The 17,494-nt window shown below is 33.1% G+C and carries 10 protein-coding genes; 3 read left to right on the top strand and 7 right to left on the bottom strand.

Features of this window, described 5'->3' with window-relative positions; translation table 11 throughout:
* Positions 1-7 precede the first annotated feature (7 nt).
* Positions 8-5,032: a translocation/assembly module TamB domain-containing protein gene (locus tag ACZ098_RS14850; protein WP_487312552.1), complete on the top strand. Its 5,025-nt coding sequence runs from the start codon at positions 8-10 to the stop codon at positions 5,030-5,032.
* Positions 5,025-7,316 (top strand): translocation and assembly module lipoprotein TamL, encoded by a 2,292-nt coding sequence (gene tamL, locus ACZ098_RS14845; RefSeq protein ID WP_487312551.1) that lies wholly within the window; start codon positions 5,025-5,027, stop codon positions 7,314-7,316. The genes ACZ098_RS14850 and tamL overlap by 8 nt, the downstream gene beginning before the upstream one ends.
* Before the next feature lie 5 nt (positions 7,317-7,321).
* On the opposite strand, the gene ACZ098_RS14840 is transcribed toward tamL, so the two are convergent.
* On the bottom strand, positions 7,322-8,272 hold the full coding sequence (locus ACZ098_RS14840) for a YihY/virulence factor BrkB family protein (RefSeq protein ID WP_487312550.1): 951 nt from the start codon (positions 8,270-8,272) through the stop codon (positions 7,322-7,324).
* Positions 8,273-8,528: 256 nt separating this feature from the next.
* On the opposite strand from ACZ098_RS14840, the gene ACZ098_RS14835 reads away from it, so the two are divergent.
* The gene (locus tag ACZ098_RS14835; protein WP_487312549.1) at positions 8,529-9,956 is read left to right on the top strand and encodes an L-serine ammonia-lyase; all 1,428 of its coding nucleotides are present in this window, start codon (positions 8,529-8,531) and stop codon (positions 9,954-9,956) included.
* Here ACZ098_RS14835 and ACZ098_RS14830 read toward each other — a convergent pair.
* The 6 genes from ACZ098_RS14830 to kdpB all read right to left on the bottom strand — a co-directional run bounded on the left by ACZ098_RS14830 (position 9,953) and on the right by kdpB (position 17,336).
* Positions 9,953-10,300: a hypothetical protein gene (locus ACZ098_RS14830; RefSeq protein ID WP_487312548.1), complete on the bottom strand. Its 348-nt coding sequence runs from the start codon at positions 10,298-10,300 to the stop codon at positions 9,953-9,955. The genes ACZ098_RS14835 and ACZ098_RS14830 overlap by 4 nt on opposite strands.
* Before the next feature lie 94 nt (positions 10,301-10,394).
* A complete protein-coding gene (locus ACZ098_RS14825; protein ID WP_487312547.1) occupies positions 10,395-12,113 on the bottom strand; it encodes a HAMP domain-containing sensor histidine kinase in 1,719 nt (572 codons plus the stop codon).
* A gap of 119 nt (positions 12,114-12,232) precedes the next feature.
* The gene (locus ACZ098_RS14820) at positions 12,233-13,360 is read right to left on the bottom strand and encodes a sensor protein KdpD (RefSeq protein WP_487312546.1); all 1,128 of its coding nucleotides are present in this window, start codon (positions 13,358-13,360) and stop codon (positions 12,233-12,235) included.
* Between the two features lie 125 nt (positions 13,361-13,485).
* The gene (locus ACZ098_RS14815) at positions 13,486-14,568 is read right to left on the bottom strand and encodes a porin (protein WP_487312545.1); all 1,083 of its coding nucleotides are present in this window, start codon (positions 14,566-14,568) and stop codon (positions 13,486-13,488) included.
* 109 nt (positions 14,569-14,677) lie between these two features.
* The gene (locus tag ACZ098_RS14810) at positions 14,678-15,238 is read right to left on the bottom strand and encodes a K(+)-transporting ATPase subunit C (RefSeq protein ID WP_487312544.1); all 561 of its coding nucleotides are present in this window, start codon (positions 15,236-15,238) and stop codon (positions 14,678-14,680) included.
* A gap of 79 nt (positions 15,239-15,317) precedes the next feature.
* Positions 15,318-17,336 carry a potassium-transporting ATPase subunit KdpB gene (gene kdpB, locus ACZ098_RS14805; protein ID WP_487312543.1) on the bottom strand — a complete coding sequence of 673 codons (2,019 nt, stop codon included), beginning with the start codon at positions 17,334-17,336 and terminating at the stop codon, positions 15,318-15,320.
* Positions 17,337-17,494: the final 158 nt, after the last annotated feature.

The following is a 17,494-nucleotide window of genomic DNA, read 5'->3' as shown; positions in this document are numbered from 1 at the left end:
GATCAATTTGAAACTCAGTACCAAAGCTTCAGTTAAAAATTATATAAGAAAAACGCTTAAAGTTTTTGCTTGGATTATTGTTTCCATTGTATCAATTTTCTTGTTATTAGTACTTGCACTACAAATTCCTGTTGTTCAAAATTTTGCCAAAGATCAAGCCATTAGTTACTTAGAAGGAAAAATAAATACTAAAGTTGCCATTGAAAGAATAGAAATAGGACTTCCAAAAAAAGTAATTCTAGAAGGTTTTTATTTTGAAGACCAACAAAAAGACACACTGCTTGCTGGAAAAAAATTGGCTGTAGATATTAGTTTGTTTCAATTATTGAATAATAAAATCGAAATTAATTCGGTCGATTTACAAGATATTACTGCAACCATTTCCCGTGATGAAAACGAAAAATTCAATTTTGATTACATCATTGCAGCATTCGCATCGCCTCCAAAACCAGAAGACAATTCCAAACCTATGGAATTTTCAATCGATAAAATAAACATAGACAAAGTACAATTCAAGTACTCCGATGCGACTTCCAAAAATGATATTTCGGTTAGCTTAAATCACTTTGACACAAACATAAAAACATTCGATTTAAACAAAACGGAATTTGATGTTCCAAATGCAAAAATCGACGGATTGAAATTGAAATTAAAACAAGGAATTGCAACAATGAAACCTGCTGCAAAAACTCCAAGCAAATCATCTAATACCAATTTGAATATAAAATTAGGCAAAATCGATTTGTCTAAAATTAATATTGACTATGAAAATGAAACCTCAAAATTAGCAACTAAAGTAAATTTTGATCAACTAAATGTGACTTTCAATTCATTGGATTTAGACAAGGAATTAATTGACATTGAATCGTTAGCGTTAGAAAATACTAAAGGAACTTTAGATCTCGGAAAACTGGAGAGAATTATAACTCAAAACCAAGTTACTTCTTCTGCATCGTCGAATAATTGGAAAATAAAAGTAAAAAAAGTCGATTTGAAAAAAGTCGATTTTAAATTTGATGACGCTAGTTCAGTTGCAACAAATAAAGGTATTGATTACAAACATTTAGACATTCAAAATTTAAATCTTAATGCCGAAAACATTGATTATAGTGAGCAAAATACTTCTGGAAAAATAAATTCGCTAAGCGTAAAAGACAAAAGCGGATTAAACATTCAAGCTTTAAAAACCGATTTCAATTACAATAATAATGGCGTTTCGCTAAAAAACTTAGATTTAAAAACTCCACAAACATCGCTAAAAGATGAAGTAATTGTTGGTTATCCATCTGTTTCAAGTATACAAGAAAATTTGGGTGAAATGAGTGTAAAAGCCAACTTAAAAAATAGTAAAATTGGTTTTAAAGATATTTTATTATTCGCGTCAACCTTAGAAAATACAACTCCGTTTAATAGTAATCCGAATGCAATTTTATATGTAAATACAATTGTTTCAGGTAAACTGAATAACATTTCTATCCCCAATTTAGAAGTTTCTGGAATTGGTAGCACCAAAATAAAGGCGAGCGGAAAAATTGTAGGTTTTCCTGATATGAACAAAGCCTATTTCGATTTGAACATCAAAAATTTAGAATCAAGTTCCAATGATGTAGCGCAATTTATACCAAAAGGAACACTTCCAAGCAACATTCAATTGCCATCAAAATTCAACACCAAAGGAACTTTTAAAGGAACAATCAACAATTTTGCAACCGATTTAAAATTGGTCAGCAGTTTTGGAAATGCCAAAATCAAAGCTACATTCGACCAAAGAAAAAAAGATTACGAAAAATATAATGCGCAAACCGAGCTGGACAATTTTGATTTAGGCAAATTAATCAAAAACGATTCCATCGGAAAAATATCTTTGAAAGTCAATGTAAAAGGTTCGGGATTGAATCCAAAAACTGCAAATACAACTGTTGACGGAACGATTTTAAAAGCTGATTTCAATGATTATGTGTATACCAATTTGAAATTAAAAGGAAAAATAAACAACGGATTATTCAATGTTAACGCCAAAGCCAATGATTCTAACTTAACATTCGATTTGGTTTCTAGTGGAAGTTTTAGAGATAAATATCCATCAGGAAAATTAAAACTGAATGTAGATATTGCCGATTTAAACAAATTGAATCTTCATGCTGGTGCGTTAAAACTACGCGGCGTTGTTGATGCAGATATTCAATCGGCAGATTTAGATTACTTAAACGGAAAAGTAAGTGCCAATAACTTTATAATTGCCAACGAAAAAGAACAATTTGTTTTAGATTCCATAAATCTTAGTGCAACATCAACTGCAGAAAAGAATACACTGCTGCTAAAATCGCAGTTCATGAATGCCGATATCAATGGAAAATACCAACTTTCTAAAATTGCAACGGCGTTACAAAATTCGATTTCAAAATATTATAATACGAACTCAAATTCTAGAAAAACTCAAGTTAAAAACCAACAGTTTGCTTTTAAAATTGATGTAAAAGACAATCCAATTCTGCTGAAATTCATTCCCGAATTAAAAAGTTTGTCACCAATTGCACTTTCTGGAAGATACAATTCGGTTAACGATTCGATAGTTTTAAGTGGTTCGATTCCGAAACTAGTTTATGGAGCTAATACCATTTCTGGAGCACTATTAAAAGTGGACACAAAAGATAATGCGCTAGTTTACAGCTTAGTGGTAGATGACATTCAGAATCCAAGTTTTCAATTGCCATTTACCAATATTTCTGGAAAAGTTTCAAATAATGTTGTTGATTATTCCGTACAATTAAAAGATATAAAAGACAAAGAGCGCTACTTAATTGTTGGAACTCTAAAAGCAAAAAATGGAAATTCAGATATCAATTTGAATCCTGCGAATCTAATTCTGAATTACGAAAAATGGAATTTATCCGAAGAAAACTTAATTCGATTAGGTAAAAACGGAATTTACGCCAACAATTTTGAGTTGAACAAAGACGGAAATTCAATTAAAATACAATCCGAATCTACGCAACCAAACGCACCATTATCAGTTGATTTTAAAGATTTTGAAATAGAAACCATCACCAATATTGCACAAAAAAGTGATTTACAAATTGGTGGGAAAATTAATGGAAATGCACAGTTGAAAGATTTAATGCAAACGGTAAAATTCACATCCGATATAACAATTGATAATTTCACCTTTCAAAAAGATACGGTTGGAAACTTAAAAGTAAAAGTTGACAATCAAATTGCGAACACCTACAACGCCAATGTTGAAATTACGGGTTTTGACAATCAAGTAAACTTGGACGGAAATTATAAGACTTCAACAAGTAGTTTCGACTTGAATTTAGACATTCAAAAACTAAATGTAAAAAGTATTCAAGGTTTTAGTTTTGGTAACATTACTGAAAGTACAGGTTTTTTAAATGGCGACTTAAAAATTACTGGAACAACCGAAAGTCCAAAAATTATTGGTGATTTGAAATTTAATGAAGTTGGATTTAAAGTAAAACAATTGAATGCCAAGTTCAAGTCGATGAACGACAATATTACATTTACTGAGAACCTAATTTCATTAGATAATTTCATAATTAAAGATGAAAAAAATAACGATTTAACCATCAATGGTACTATAGATAGTAAAGATTTAACTAACGTCGGATTCAATTTAAAAGTAAATGCGGAAAATTTTAAAGCCTTAAATTCTAAAGCAAAAGACAACGATTTATTTTATGGTGAGTTGTATTTAGACAACCGCTTAACAATTAAAGGAACTATGGAAAGTCCGGTTGTTGAAGGCGATATTAAAATTAATAAAGACACCAAATTCACAGTCGTTTTGCCACAATCCGATCCTTCAATTGCAGATAGAGAAGGAATTGTTGAGTTTATTGACCAAGATCAGCCGCAATTAATTAGCAAAGTAGCATTTGACAAAGAATTAAGTCAGACCGAAATTAAAGGCATTTTGGCATCAGTATATATCGAAGTTGATAAAGATGCAGAAATATCAATTATTATTGATAAATCGAACGGAGATTTCTTGAAATTAAAAGGTGAAGCTGAACTGAATGGTGGCATTGATCCTTCTGGAAAAACTACTTTAACTGGTCGATATGAATTTACTGAAGGTTCGTATGAAATGAATTTTAATTTAATCAAACGAAAATTCGACATCAAAAAAGGAAGCTACATTCTTTGGACTGGCGAACCAACAATGGCCGACATGAATATTACCGCCATTTACAAATCGGAAACCGCTCCAATTGACTTGGTAAACGATCAATTGGGCGAAATGACTCCAGAAGAACGAAATACTTATAAAGAACGAATTCCGTTTGAAACCGAACTAAAATTAAATGGCGAATTGCTGAAACCAGTCATCAGCTTTGACATTGTGTTACCCGATGGGAACAACAATGTTTCGACAGAAGTTATCAATACCACTCAGGCCAAACTTACTCAACTGCGACAACAACCCGATGAATTAAACAAGCAAGTTTTTGCGTTGTTATTATTAAATCGTTTCATCGGAGAAAATCCGTTTTCTAGTGAAAGTGGCGGTACAACAGCTACCGGATTGGCAAGAGATAGTGCAAGTAAAATTTTATCGCAACAGCTTAACAACTTTGCTGGCGATCTAATATCAGGAGTTGAAATAAACTTTGATATCGAATCGACAGAAGATTATACAACTGGCCAAAAAGAAAACAAAACAGATTTGAACGTTGGGATATCCAAAAAACTACTCAACGATAAATTGAAAGTTACTGTGGGAAGTAATTTTGGATTGGAAGGCACACAACAAGCCAATCAAGAATCCAATACTATTGCTGGAGATGTATCGTTGGATTATCAAATTACCAAAGATGGTCGTTATAAAGTTCGTGCTTATCGTGTAAATAAATACCAAGTTGCCTTGCAAGGACAAGTTGTCGAAACTGGAGTTGCCTTTATCTTGACCATAGATTATAACAAATTTCGAGAATTGTTTAGTAAAAATAAAGATCAAAAAGCTAAGGCAAAAAAGAAGAAAGAAAATAAAAAGAAATCGAATGACTAATTCAAGACTAATTGCGCTATTTTTTATAGTAGTTTTTATAGTTTCATGCAGCGGAACTAAAAGTTTACCAGAAGGTGAATTGCTTTATGTTGGTGCACAAGTTAAAGTTGAAGATACTGCTATTTCTAAAAAGGAACGCAACGAACTACAATCACAGTTGTCTGAATTAGTTCGACCAAAACCAAATAAAAAGTTTTTAGGAATGCGTCCTAAATTATTCTTTCATAATCTGGCTGGAAAAGTTACTAAAGAAAAAGGATTTTGGTATTGGCTAAAGTTCAAAGTGGGCGAACCACCAGTCTTCTTCAGTCAAGTAGATATGGAATACAATAAAAGTGTATTACAAAATTTTTCTGAAAACAACGGTTACTTTACAACCAAAACCGAGGCTGATTCTACTAAATCAGGAAAAAAAGCTAGAGTAAAATATGTAGTTAAACCAGGAAATCAATACAAAATTAAGTCCGTTTTATTTCCTTCAGATTCAACTGAATTGGCTAAAGCAGTCAGCTTAACACAACGTAGAAGTTTATTAAAAGTAGGACAGCCGTACAGTTTAGACATTATTAAAGCCGAACGTGAACGAATTGATAATCGATTAAAAGAAAAAGGTTTTTTTTACTTCAATTCCGATTATTTAAAGGTTCAAGTTGATAGTACCGTTGCCGATTATCAGGTAGATTTGATTTTAAAAATTAAAGACGAAACACCTCAAATTGCAACAAAACAATACCGAATTAACAACATAATTGTATATCCAAATTATTCTGTAAATGCCGATAGTTTGAGCATAGCAACCGACTCTTCGGTAGTAAAATACAAAGATTTTACAATTATTGATAAAGAAAATTTATTCAAACCGCGAATTTTTGATCGCTCTTTATATTTTAAAAAAGGTGATTTGTACAACCGAACCAATCATAATTTATCTTTGAATCGATTGGTGAATTTAGGAACTTTTAAATTTGTAAAAAATCAATTCAAAGTAGCTGATACCACTGGAAATTATCTTGACACATATTATTATTTGACACCATTACCAAGAAAGTCCTTTCGAGTAGAAGTGTTAGCCAAAACTAATTCTGCGAATTATACTGGAACTGAATTAAACATCAATTGGAGTAATAGAAATACGTTTCGTGGTGCAGAATTGCTTACAATTTCAGCATTTGGAGGAATTGAAGTGCAGGTTTCTGGGCAAAATAATGGATTTAACGTGTATCGATTTGGTACCGAAGCCAATCTAATTTGGCCGAGGCTAATTTCACCATTCAAACTAAAATCATCCAGCGGATTTGTTCCAAAGACCAAAGCAACTTTAGGATATGAATTCCAAAACAGAACGCAATTGTATTCACTTCAAACTTTGAAAGGTTCGTTTGGATATCTGTGGAAAGAAAATGCAAGAAAAGAACATCAATTGAATATTACAGAAATCACGTATGCAAGTCCGCAAAACGTAACTGCATTATACCAATCTCAAATTGCTGACAATCCATCATTAGAAAAAGTAATCGAAAAACAATTAATTTTCGGGCCAACATACAGTTATACTTACACTAATACAGCTCAAAAAAGAAAGAAAAATACGTTTTATTACAGAGCTTCAATCGACTTGGCAGGTAATGTTACCGGATTATTATCAGGTTCAAATATAAAAAACGGCGATACAACCAAAGTTTTTGGAGTTCCATTTAGCCAATTTGTAAAGCTAGAAAGCGATTTTAGACATTATTTTAAATTGGGTAAAAACTCGCAATTGGCAAGCCGATTTATCGCAGGCGCAGGTTTTGCCTACGGAAATTCAGAAGAAATGCCGTTTATCAAACAGTTTTTTATTGGTGGAACCAACAGTATTCGCGCCTTTCAAGCACGTTCGCTTGGACCAGGAACTTTTAGACAGGAAGAAACAAACTCTTTTCTAGCAGACCAATCGGGAGATGTTAAACTAGAATTTAATACCGAGTACAGAGGTAAAATTTACGGTTTTATAGATGGCGCACTATTTGTTGATGCCGGCAATATTTGGTTGCTGAACAACAATACAGATAAATCTGGCTCTAAATTTTCTAGCGATTTTTTAAATGAACTAGCGGTTGGAGTTGGAGCTGGCTTACGATTTGATTTTGACTTTTTAGTGTTAAGAACCGATTTAGCCTTTCCTATTAGAAAACCCTATTTACCCGACGGACAACGATGGGTTTTAGATCAAATCAATCTAGGAAGTGGTTCTTGGCGTAGCGATAATATGGTATTCAACTTAGCCATTGGATATCCATTTTAAGAAAATTATTTAATTTCTCTAGGTGGAATAAATTCAATTTCGCGCTCTTTTTCACGCTCTTCAATTACAACAGCATAAGAAGCTGGTTGAATTATATTTCCTTTAAAATCGGCATAAACTCTTGTAAATTCGGCACCCAAAAATAATATTGCAGCTGTGTAATACACCCAAACTAAAATTACAATCAATGAACCTGCTGCGCCATAGGCTATACCAGTATTCGTAGTTTCGATATATAAGCCAATAAAATAACGACCTATCATAAACAAACATGAGGTAAAAAATGCTCCGTAAGTAACATCTTTCCAAGCAATTTTTGCATCAGGAAGAACTTTAAAAATTACACCAAACAAAGTCGTAATTACTGCAAAACTTATTACGATATTTATAATTTGAAATAATACAATTGTAATATCAGGAAAGTAACTTTGCATCCATTGATTTAATGAAAGTAAAACACCATTAATCACAAAAGTTATAATAAGTAAAAAACCCAAACCAATAATCAATGAAGAAGATAACAAACGATCTTGAATAATTTTTAACCAACCTCGTTTAGGTTTGGCTTTTACCTTCCAAATAATGTTTATCGAATCTTGAATCTCTGCAAAAACACTAGTTGCGCCAATAAATAATGTTACGATTCCAATCGCCAACGCAGTATTAGTTTTTCCAGAAAGTTCCATATTTTTAATGATATCCTGAATTTGTGCCGCAGCAGAATTTCCAATCAAACCATTAATTTCGTTAAAAACTTGACCTTGAATTGCCTCTCGTCCAAAAAAGAATCCTGCTAATGAAATCATCAATAACAACAATGGCGCCAGTGAAAAAATAGTATAATAGGATAAAGACGCACTCAATTTTAATCCGCGGTCATTTAAGAAACTGAGAAATGTATTTTTTAAAACCGTAAAAAAATCTTTATAATTTTGTAGTATGAAAAACCTTTTCATTGTATGGTAAATTTTTGTTTTCAAAAATAAACATCTTTACTTCATAACGCTTTACTTAATTCCGAAAAACATTTATACAATTTCTTGAATTATATCTTTTTGGGATTGCTAGTAAAATACTAATAAGATCTAAGATTTTAATGAATTAATAAAATTTACAACTGATATTGAGAATTTAACAATTTTTAATCATAAAATCAATGTGATATTATGGTATTAAAATTATATTTGCCATACAAACTAAACTTTTCATTTTATGGAAGAATGCATCTCGGTTTTTGATATGTTAAAAATTGGTGTCGGACCATCAAGTTCACACACACTTGGACCTTGGCGTGCTGCCGAACGATTTTTATCGGAATTAAGAACAGAAAACATTCTTCAAGATGTAACCCGAATCAAAGTCGATTTGTATGGCTCGCTTTCGTTAACTGGAAAAGGTCACGCAACCGATTTGGCTGTAATGCTAGGTTTGTCTGGTCAAGATCCTGAATACATTCCGGTGCAAGATATCGATGGAATTATCAAAAATATCGAAAATAAAAACGAAATCAATTTGGGTAACGAAATTATCGTCCCGTTTTACTTTTTACAAGACATTGTTTTCAACAAGAATTTCCTTCCATTTCATGCCAACGGACTGACTTTTACCGCTTTTTTATCAAATGATAAAGAATACCAAACTACCTTCTACTCTATCGGTGGCGGATTTGTGGTGAAAGAAGAGCGTGTCAATGCTAAGAAAAAATTAGAAATAAAGTGTGCCTTTCCATTTCCAATTCAAAACGCCGAAGAACTTTTAAATTATTGTAATTCCGAAAATAAATCCATTTCAGAAATCGTATATGAAAATGAAAAATCAATGCGAACGGAAGCTGAAATTGATCATGAATTAATTCGAATTTGGAACACCATGTTAGAATGCATGTACATTGGTTGTCATTCAGAAGGCATTCTTCCAGGCGGATTAAATGTAAGAAGAAGAGCTTTCGACATGCATCAAGGTTTGATTGGTTTATCAAATTATAACAATCCGCAAGAATGGTTGGAATGCATTCGACAAACTGAAGTAAAATTCCGTCAAATCTTAAAATGGGTTTCGTGTTTTGCATTGGCAGTAAACGAAGTAAACGCAGCGTTAGGAAGAGTGGTAACGGCTCCAACTAATGGAAGTGCTGGCGTAATTCCAGCCGTTTTAATGTATTATTTGGTAATTGAAAACCATGATGCTGGCGAAAAAGAAATCAAACAATTTTTGATGGTTGCTGGCGAAATTGGAAGTATTTTCAAAAAAGGTTCGACAATTTCTGCAGCAATGGGTGGATGTCAAGCAGAAATTGGTGTTTCTAGCGCAATGGCGGCAGCAGCATTATGCGAAGTTATGGGTGGAACGCCTGACCAAGTGCAAATGGCAGCCGAAATTGCAATGGAACATCATCTTGGTTTAACCTGTGATCCTATTGGTGGTTTGGTTCAAATTCCGTGTATCGAAAGAAATACAATGGGCGCAATTAAAGCAATAAACGCGGCCGAATTAGCCATGGAAACCGATGCTAAAAATGCAAAAGTTCCTTTGGATAAAGTAGTCAATACCATGTGGAAAACGGCACAGGATATGAATTCTAAATACAAAGAAACTTCGGAAGGCGGACTTGCAATTGCCGTGAATATGGCCGATTGCTAATTCTCTTCTTTAGGACTTTTTTGATTTTCTGGACTTGAATTTGAATATCTTTTTTTGGTAATATCAAAATTTTTATCTCTGTTTTCAAGCATTACTTTTCCAACTTCTTCTTTTGCAGTACTTGGTTTTGTGCTTAAAACTTTATTGGTTTCAGGTTCATGATTTTGTTCATCATGATCTGTATTTCTAGCTCTTTCGACAATTTTTGTTACACCATTTTTATCGGTTACCATTTCAGATTTCATTAAAGAATCTGACCGATTTTCCTGGTTCAATTCCGATATAATATTGCTATTACTTTGCTTGTTGTTCATTTTTTTAGAACCTAAATCTTTCTCTTCCATGACCTAATTTTTTAAATTATTGATAAGATAAAGTTATTCTAAATCATTGTTTTATAGTTACATAATTATTTAATAATGTATCAAAAATCCAACTTTAAACCATTCCCAATTTAAAATAAAAAGTACTTCCTAAACCCAATTCGCTCTCTACACCTATCGTTCCATTTTGGGCTTCAATAAATTCCTTAGAAATAGCTAAACCCAATCCAGTTCCCGATTTATGGCTGCCTGGAATTTGGAAATATTTGTCAAAAACTTTCGACTGATACCGCTTGTCAATTCCTTTTCCTTTATCGGTAACTTGAAAAACAATTTGATTCTTCTCTTGTTTCAATTTTACAGTTACAACACTATTTTCTGAGGAATACCGAATGGCATTTGTGAGAAAATTAATTAAAACCCATGATGATTTTTCGCTATCAGCTTTAACTTCCGATAGATTAGTATCAGCTTCTAATATAATTTCAATCTGTTTTTGTTCTGCCTGAACTTTAACCGCTTCAATAGCATATTTTGCAATAGCATTTGGATTGCTTTTCTCAATATTCAATTGAATGTTACCAGTTTCAACCTGCGATAATTCTAACAATTCTCCAGTGATTTTCAACAAACGCTGACTGTCTTCTTTAATGCTATCTATCAGTTGTTTTTGATCCTCATTTATAGGTCCAGTAGAAGTATTTTCAAGCAATTGCAAACTCATTTTGATAGAAGAAATTGGTGTTTTCAATTCGTGTGAAACGGTAGCTATGAAATTCGTTTTAGCAAAATCCAATTCCTTAAAAATGGTGATGTTTCTCAAAATAATTACATTTCCAATATCAATTAATTGGTCTTCACCAGTAGGTTTTATGGTGATATTTACATTTTCCTTTTCGAAATAACTTTCTTTTCCATCGGCGTAAATTTTCATTGGATGCGCTTTCGGACTTTCCAATTCATTGATGATTAACGACTTCATTAAATCGTTTTTTAAAGCCAAAGTTGTAGCCAATTGACCAATAACTTCTTCCTGCTTTAGACCAATAATTTTCAGCGCTTCATCATTTACAAATAGAATTATCCCTTGGTTGTCCAATCCGATAATTGGATCGTGCATATTGTTAATCAAAGTTTCCAATCGCTTTTTTTCAAAAGTCAATTTGTGCAAACTACTATTAGAATATTCTTCCAGTTTTTCAGCCATTGTGTTGAACGATCGAGCTAAATCTCCGTACTCATTATGATTTTGAAAATGAACGCGTTCCGAGTAGTTTCGATTTGCAATTTGCTTGATGCTTTCTGTCAATTCTTTTATCGGATTGGCAATATTATTTGGAAGATTTACCATTAGATTAAAAGCAATCAAAAAGCATAAAGTTCCCACAACTGCAATCCATAAATTGGCGGTTTCCGCAGTTTCCTTAGCAATATCGCTTTTCACTTTTATGGCATTCATATTGAGTTTCATTATTTCAAAAATGTCTTGCCTAATTGAAGCTTTTAAAGTTTCATCTGAAGTATTTTTTTCCAATAATTGAAAGTTTTTCTGAAGATTGTACGTCACTTTATCTTCGCCCGTCTCAGTAATATTCGCCAATTGTTTCTTCAAATTGGTTTCAAAAAGAACAATCGCTTTTGGTTCATCTTTAGTCATTTCATCCAATGATAAAAGCATGTTTCTAGAATATTCCAATGTTATATAATTGGCTTTAAGAATATTTTGAGTGTCTTTTTTAATCGAAAAAATATAAAAAGCACTCACCAATGAAAGGATAATTATTAAGATAAATAATAATCCGACTCCGAGATTTAATTTGGTTTTAATTTTCATTTTTTTTACAGATTTAAACTGTTTAATTAACCATTTAAGGCATGTAAGAACATATAAGTAAAAGGTTGTTTTTAAATAATTGCTTCAATGACCTTAAATGTCTTATATGGTTTACTTTTTTAAGATAAAATCACTAAATCAACATTCGATTGCGACAAACTATTGAGCAATCTTCTAAAAATAGTGGTAGACAAAATTACTTTAAATAAATTAAAATGCGGTTTGCCAATACAAACAGTTGTAATGCTTTTTTGATCTACAATTTTCAACATCGCATCTGTAATATTGGAGCTTTCAATCTTAATTACTTCAGCTCCTAGTTGTGTCGCCAACTTGAAATTATTTATTAAATGACGCTGTTTGTCTAACGCAATTTTATTCGGACTTTCCTTTGGCGTTTCCACATATAAAACGTACCAACTTCCGTTATAATAACTGGCTAGTCGTGCTGCTTTTCTGATAACAATTTTGGCAGTTTTATCATTACTGCTAATACACGCCAAAAGTTTTTCGTGCTTTAAAGCAAGGTTTTTCGGAACTTCATTTTCTACTTTTCGAACCACTTGACTTGCAACTTCCTTCAATGCCAATTCCCGCAATTGCAAAATTTGATCCGACTTAAAAAAGTTGGTTAGTGCCGTTTGGATTTTATCTTGTGTATAAATTTTTCCTTCTTTCAAACGTGAAATTAAATCCTCTGAAGTCAAATCGATATTCACAACTTCATCCGCCAAACGCAGCACATTATCTGGAACTCGTTCTTGCACATCAACGCCTGTAATGCGTTTTACATCTTCGTTCAAACTCTCAATATGCTGAATATTTATCGCAGAAATTACGTTAATTCCAGCTTCAAGAATTTCCAGAACATCTTGCCAACGCTTTTCATTTTTGCTTCCTTCAATGTTGGTGTGCGCCAATTCATCCACAATTACAACTTCTGGACGCAAATTGATAATCGCTTGCACATCCATTTCTTCCAGATTTTTTCCTTTATAGAAAATACTTCTTCGAGGAATTATTGGTAATCCATCCAGCAATTCATGAGTTTCTTTACGAAAATGAGTTTCGATATAACCAATCTTAACGTCAATTCCGTTTTTTAAAAGTGTGTGAGCTTCCTGCAACATACGAAAGGTTTTGCCCACACCAGCACTCATGCCAATGTAAATTTTGAATTTTCCTTTTCGTGATTTCTGAATTAAATCAAGGAAATGCTGGGCGTTATTTTGTTTTTCTTGTTCCATTTATGCTGAACTCGTTTCAGTATTTTATTCTCAAAACCATTATATCTTAAAAAAATGAACCATTAAGATATTAAGTTTCATTAAGAAAGTACTTAATTGACTTAATATCTTAATGGTTTAAAAAATTAAAACGAAATCGCCAATGAAGTAGCCAAAAAAGTATTATTATCCGTCGGATTCCCATTTTTCAAAAACACTTCATCTTTACTTGCCAAGTTTCTAGCTTCAATTCTGAATAGCACATTATCAGAAACTAAATAATCAAAGTTTGCAGAAAATCCGTAGGTTTTAAATCCATTTTCAGTTCCAGTTGCAATGATTACACCTTTCTCATCATCATAATATTCACCTCTTGCTGCCAACTGAATTTTAGCTGTTGGTTTGTATTGCAAAATCAAAACTGGCGAAAACCAGGTGTCGTATTTATCACTTTTATTGGCACTTTGTTGCGAACCAATATCAAAGCCAGCGGTCAAATTTGTCTTATCAGATAATTTAAATTGTCCATAAAAATTATTGAAATACCTCCATTTTCTATCAAAATCTGGTTGCTCATTTCCTGCATAAGTACTCCAATTCAAAGTCGTTTTACCACTAGGTTTATACGTAATTTGAGTTCCAAAAGCTGGCGTTTGATTACCATCAATCTTCTGAATACGCTGCCAGCCGTTCAAATACATCGCAGCCAAATACCATTTTTCCGATTTAGAAGTATATCCAATCTTGGCTCCAGCTTCATAATAAGGCGAATTATCAGCCAAAATACTTCTAGTTAATGTTTGACAATCTTTTCCAATCGCACTTTCAAAACCAATATGAGAAGGCATGATTCCAGCATCAACCCATAAATTATGTTTGGAAGAAATTTTCACACCAATATTGGCTTCATAAACATTCTGCAACAAATCTTGCTCTGCTGCCAAGTTATATTCGGCATAGGTTCCGGCCATAATTGCCAAATTTCCGCGCACGTTATCTTTTGCATAATTCACTTTTGCCAAACCTAAATTCAGGTTCAACTCGTTGTGTTTGTTGTGACTGTATACAAATCCTGGTCGCAAATGATTGTCCGGATTTCCAAAATCATAACTGTAATACGTTTCAATATATCCTGAAAACGTCAACGGACTTTTCTCTTTTGCTACTTCTTGAGCGTTAACATTTGTAATTCCCAATGCTACAAGAGCAGTAAATACTATTTTTTTCATTTTCATGCTGAATTTAGTTCAGCATCTTTCGATGCTAATTTCTGTTATTTTATTATTATTATTATTTCAACTCCGTCAGAATTTAAAACTCTGACGGAGTTCTGCAAAACTATTTTAATTTATCCAATTCAATATTCAATTGCAACACATTTATTTTTTCAGTACCCAACATTCCTAAAAGTGGTTTTTCGGTGTTTTTCTGAATCACTTCTAACACTTTTTCTTCCGAAATTTTTCTACTTTCAGCAATACGTTTCGCCTGAACTTTCGCACCTTGAACTGAAATATTTGGATCCAATCCACTTCCAGAAGCAGTTACTAATTCCGATGGAACTTCGCTTCTTGTAATTGAAGGATTTTTAATTAAAAAAGTATCAATTCTAGTTTTTACTTCTGCTAAATAATCAGGATTATTTGTTCCTTTATTACTTCCTCCAGAGCCAGCAGCGTTATAATCTACTGCCGATGGACGTGACCAAAAGTACTTATTTTCTACAAATTTCTGAGCAACATTAATGTGATGATTTTTTTCGTTCACGGTTACAATTTCACCTTTTCCTTGATTAGGAGCCAATTGCGCAATTCCAAGAATACTTAATGTGTAAATTCCGGAGAAAAACACCGCACAAAACAATGTTAATCTAATTGCTGGTATTATATTTTCTTTCATAATGAAGTATTATTTTATTTTATCTTTTATCTATCTGTCTATTATCTATCCGTCTATTATCTATCCGTCTATTATCTTCTTAAACAAATAACGACACCACTAAATCAATCAATTTTATTCCAATAAACGGAATGATTACACCACCAATTCCGTAGATAAATAAATTTCTACGCAACAAGGCTGAAGCACCAATTGGTTTATAAGCAACACCACGCAATGCCAATGGAATCAAGAACGGAATGATAATCGCATTAAAAATTACTGCCGATAAAATCGCGCTTTCCGGACTGTGTAATCCCATAATATTCAAACCTTGTAACGCTGGAATCGCAGTAATAAAAAGTGCCGGAATAATAGCAAAATACTTCGCAACGTCATTTGCAATCGAGAATGTTGTAAGCGTTCCTCTAGTCATTAAAAGTTGTTTTCCGATCTCTACAATTTCAATTAATTTCGTTGGATCATTGTCTAAATCGACCATGTTTCCAGCTTCTTTTGCTGCTTGCGTTCCGCTGTTCATTGCCACACCAACATTCGCTTGAGCCAAAGCTGGAGCATCATTTGTTCCATCACCCATCATAGCAACCAATCGTCCTTCGGCTTGCTCTTTTTTGATGTAATTCATTTTATCTTCTGGTTTGGCTTCCGCGATGAAATCATCAACACCAGCTTTTTCTGCTATAAATTTGGCAGTTAAAGGATTATCTCCTGTTACCATTACGGTTTTAATTCCCATTTTGCGCAAGCGCTCAAAACGTTCTTTCATTCCGGTTTTGATAATATCCTGCAACTCAATCACACCTTGCACTTGATTGTTTTTGATAACTACTAAAGGAGTTCCTCCGTTAGACGAAATATCAATTACTTTTTGCGCTGTATCTTGTGGAAATGGATTTCCTGCAGTTTCAGAAATGTTTTTCGCTGCATCTTGAGCACCTTTTCTAATGTTAGTTCCATCCTTTAAAACCACACCAGAAGTTCTGGTTTCGGCTGTAAATTTGATTAAAGTGGCACCTTCGATTGATAATTTATTGGCAACATCCTGACCAGCCAATTCCACAATACTTTTTCCTTCTGGCGTATCATCTGCAAGCGAACTCAATACAGCCGATTTGATAAAATCTTCCTGAGAAATTCCTTTGGTTGGATAAAAAGACGTTGCTTTTCTGTTTCCGATAGTGATTGTTCCAGTTTTGTCTAAAAGCAAAACATCAATATCTCCGGCAGTTTCCACCGCTTTTCCAGATTTTGTAATCACGTTAGCACGCAAAGCTCTGTCCATTCCAGCAATTCCGATAGCTGATAATAATCCACCAATAGTTGTTGGAATCAAGCATACGAAAAGCGCGATAAATGATGCAATTGTGATTGGTGCATTCGCATATTTTGCAAATGGCGCTAAGGTTACGGTTACAATAATGAACACTAAAGTGAATCCTGCTAATAAAATGGTCAATGCAATTTCGTTTGGTGTTTTTTGACGGCTTGCACCTTCTACCAAAGCAATCATTTTATCAAGAAAACTTTCGCCTGGTTCAGAAGTTACAATTACTTTTATTTTATCCGAAAGTACTTTTGTTCCACCAGTTACCGATGATTTATCGCCACCAGCTTCACGAATTACAGGAGCACTTTCTCCAGTTATGGCACTTTCGTCAATTGTTGCCAAACCTTCTATGATTTCTCCGTCGGTTGCAATAATATCTCCAGCTTCGCAAACAAATATGTCTCCTTTTTTCAATTGTGCAGACGAAATTGTCTGTCCGTTTTCTAATTTGGCAGGCGTTTCTTCACGCGTTTTTCTTAAACTGTCGGCTTGTGCTTTTCCTCTTGCTTCTGCAATCGCTTCAGCAAAATTTGCGAAAAGCAACGTTAGAAATAAGACAAGAAAAACAGTAAAATTATAAGCAAAACTTCCTTGTGAACCTTCTCCGGTTAAAATCCAAAGACATACAAAAAGCATTACAGCTGTTCCAATTTCGACAGTAAACATTACTGGATTTTTGAACATTATTTTGGGGTTGAGTTTCACGAAAGACTGTTTTAAGGCTTCGTTAACCAACTCTTTTTGAAATAAATTATTTTGAGATTTACTCATGATATTTAAATTTATATTTTGAAAATCAAATTATTTTTGAACCACATAGAAACATAGATTTATTATTTTATGAATAAGAAAGCTTTGCTTTTTTATAAGTAACATAGCTATGTAAAAAATGACATTTTTGTAAAACTCTGTATTTTCGCTTTTCTATG

Source organism: Flavobacterium sp. SP2, from assembly GCF_057626655.1.
This window is presented reverse-complemented; position numbering and strand designations above follow the sequence as displayed.

Bases quoted from the DNA above. Each gene is read 5' to 3' on its own strand.
- tamL (WP_487312551.1), top strand. From the start codon at position 5,025: ATGACTAATTCAAGACTAATTGCGCTATTTTTTATAGTAGTTTTTATA.
- ACZ098_RS14840 (WP_487312550.1), bottom strand. From the start codon at position 8,272: ATGAAAAGGTTTTTCATACTACAAAATTATAAAGATTTTTTTACGGTT.
- ACZ098_RS14835 (WP_487312549.1), top strand. From the start codon at position 8,529: ATGGAAGAATGCATCTCGGTTTTTGATATGTTAAAAATTGGTGTCGGA.
- ACZ098_RS14830 (WP_487312548.1), bottom strand. From the start codon at position 10,300: ATGGAAGAGAAAGATTTAGGTTCTAAAAAAATGAACAACAAGCAAAGT.
- ACZ098_RS14825 (WP_487312547.1), bottom strand. From the start codon at position 12,113: ATGAAAATTAAAACCAAATTAAATCTCGGAGTCGGATTATTATTTATC.
- ACZ098_RS14820 (WP_487312546.1), bottom strand. From the start codon at position 13,360: ATGGAACAAGAAAAACAAAATAACGCCCAGCATTTCCTTGATTTAATT.
- ACZ098_RS14815 (WP_487312545.1), bottom strand. From the start codon at position 14,568: ATGAAAAAAATAGTATTTACTGCTCTTGTAGCATTGGGAATTACAAAT.
- ACZ098_RS14810 (WP_487312544.1), bottom strand. From the start codon at position 15,238: ATGAAAGAAAATATAATACCAGCAATTAGATTAACATTGTTTTGTGCG.
- kdpB (WP_487312543.1), bottom strand. From the start codon at position 17,336: ATGAGTAAATCTCAAAATAATTTATTTCAAAAAGAGTTGGTTAACGAA.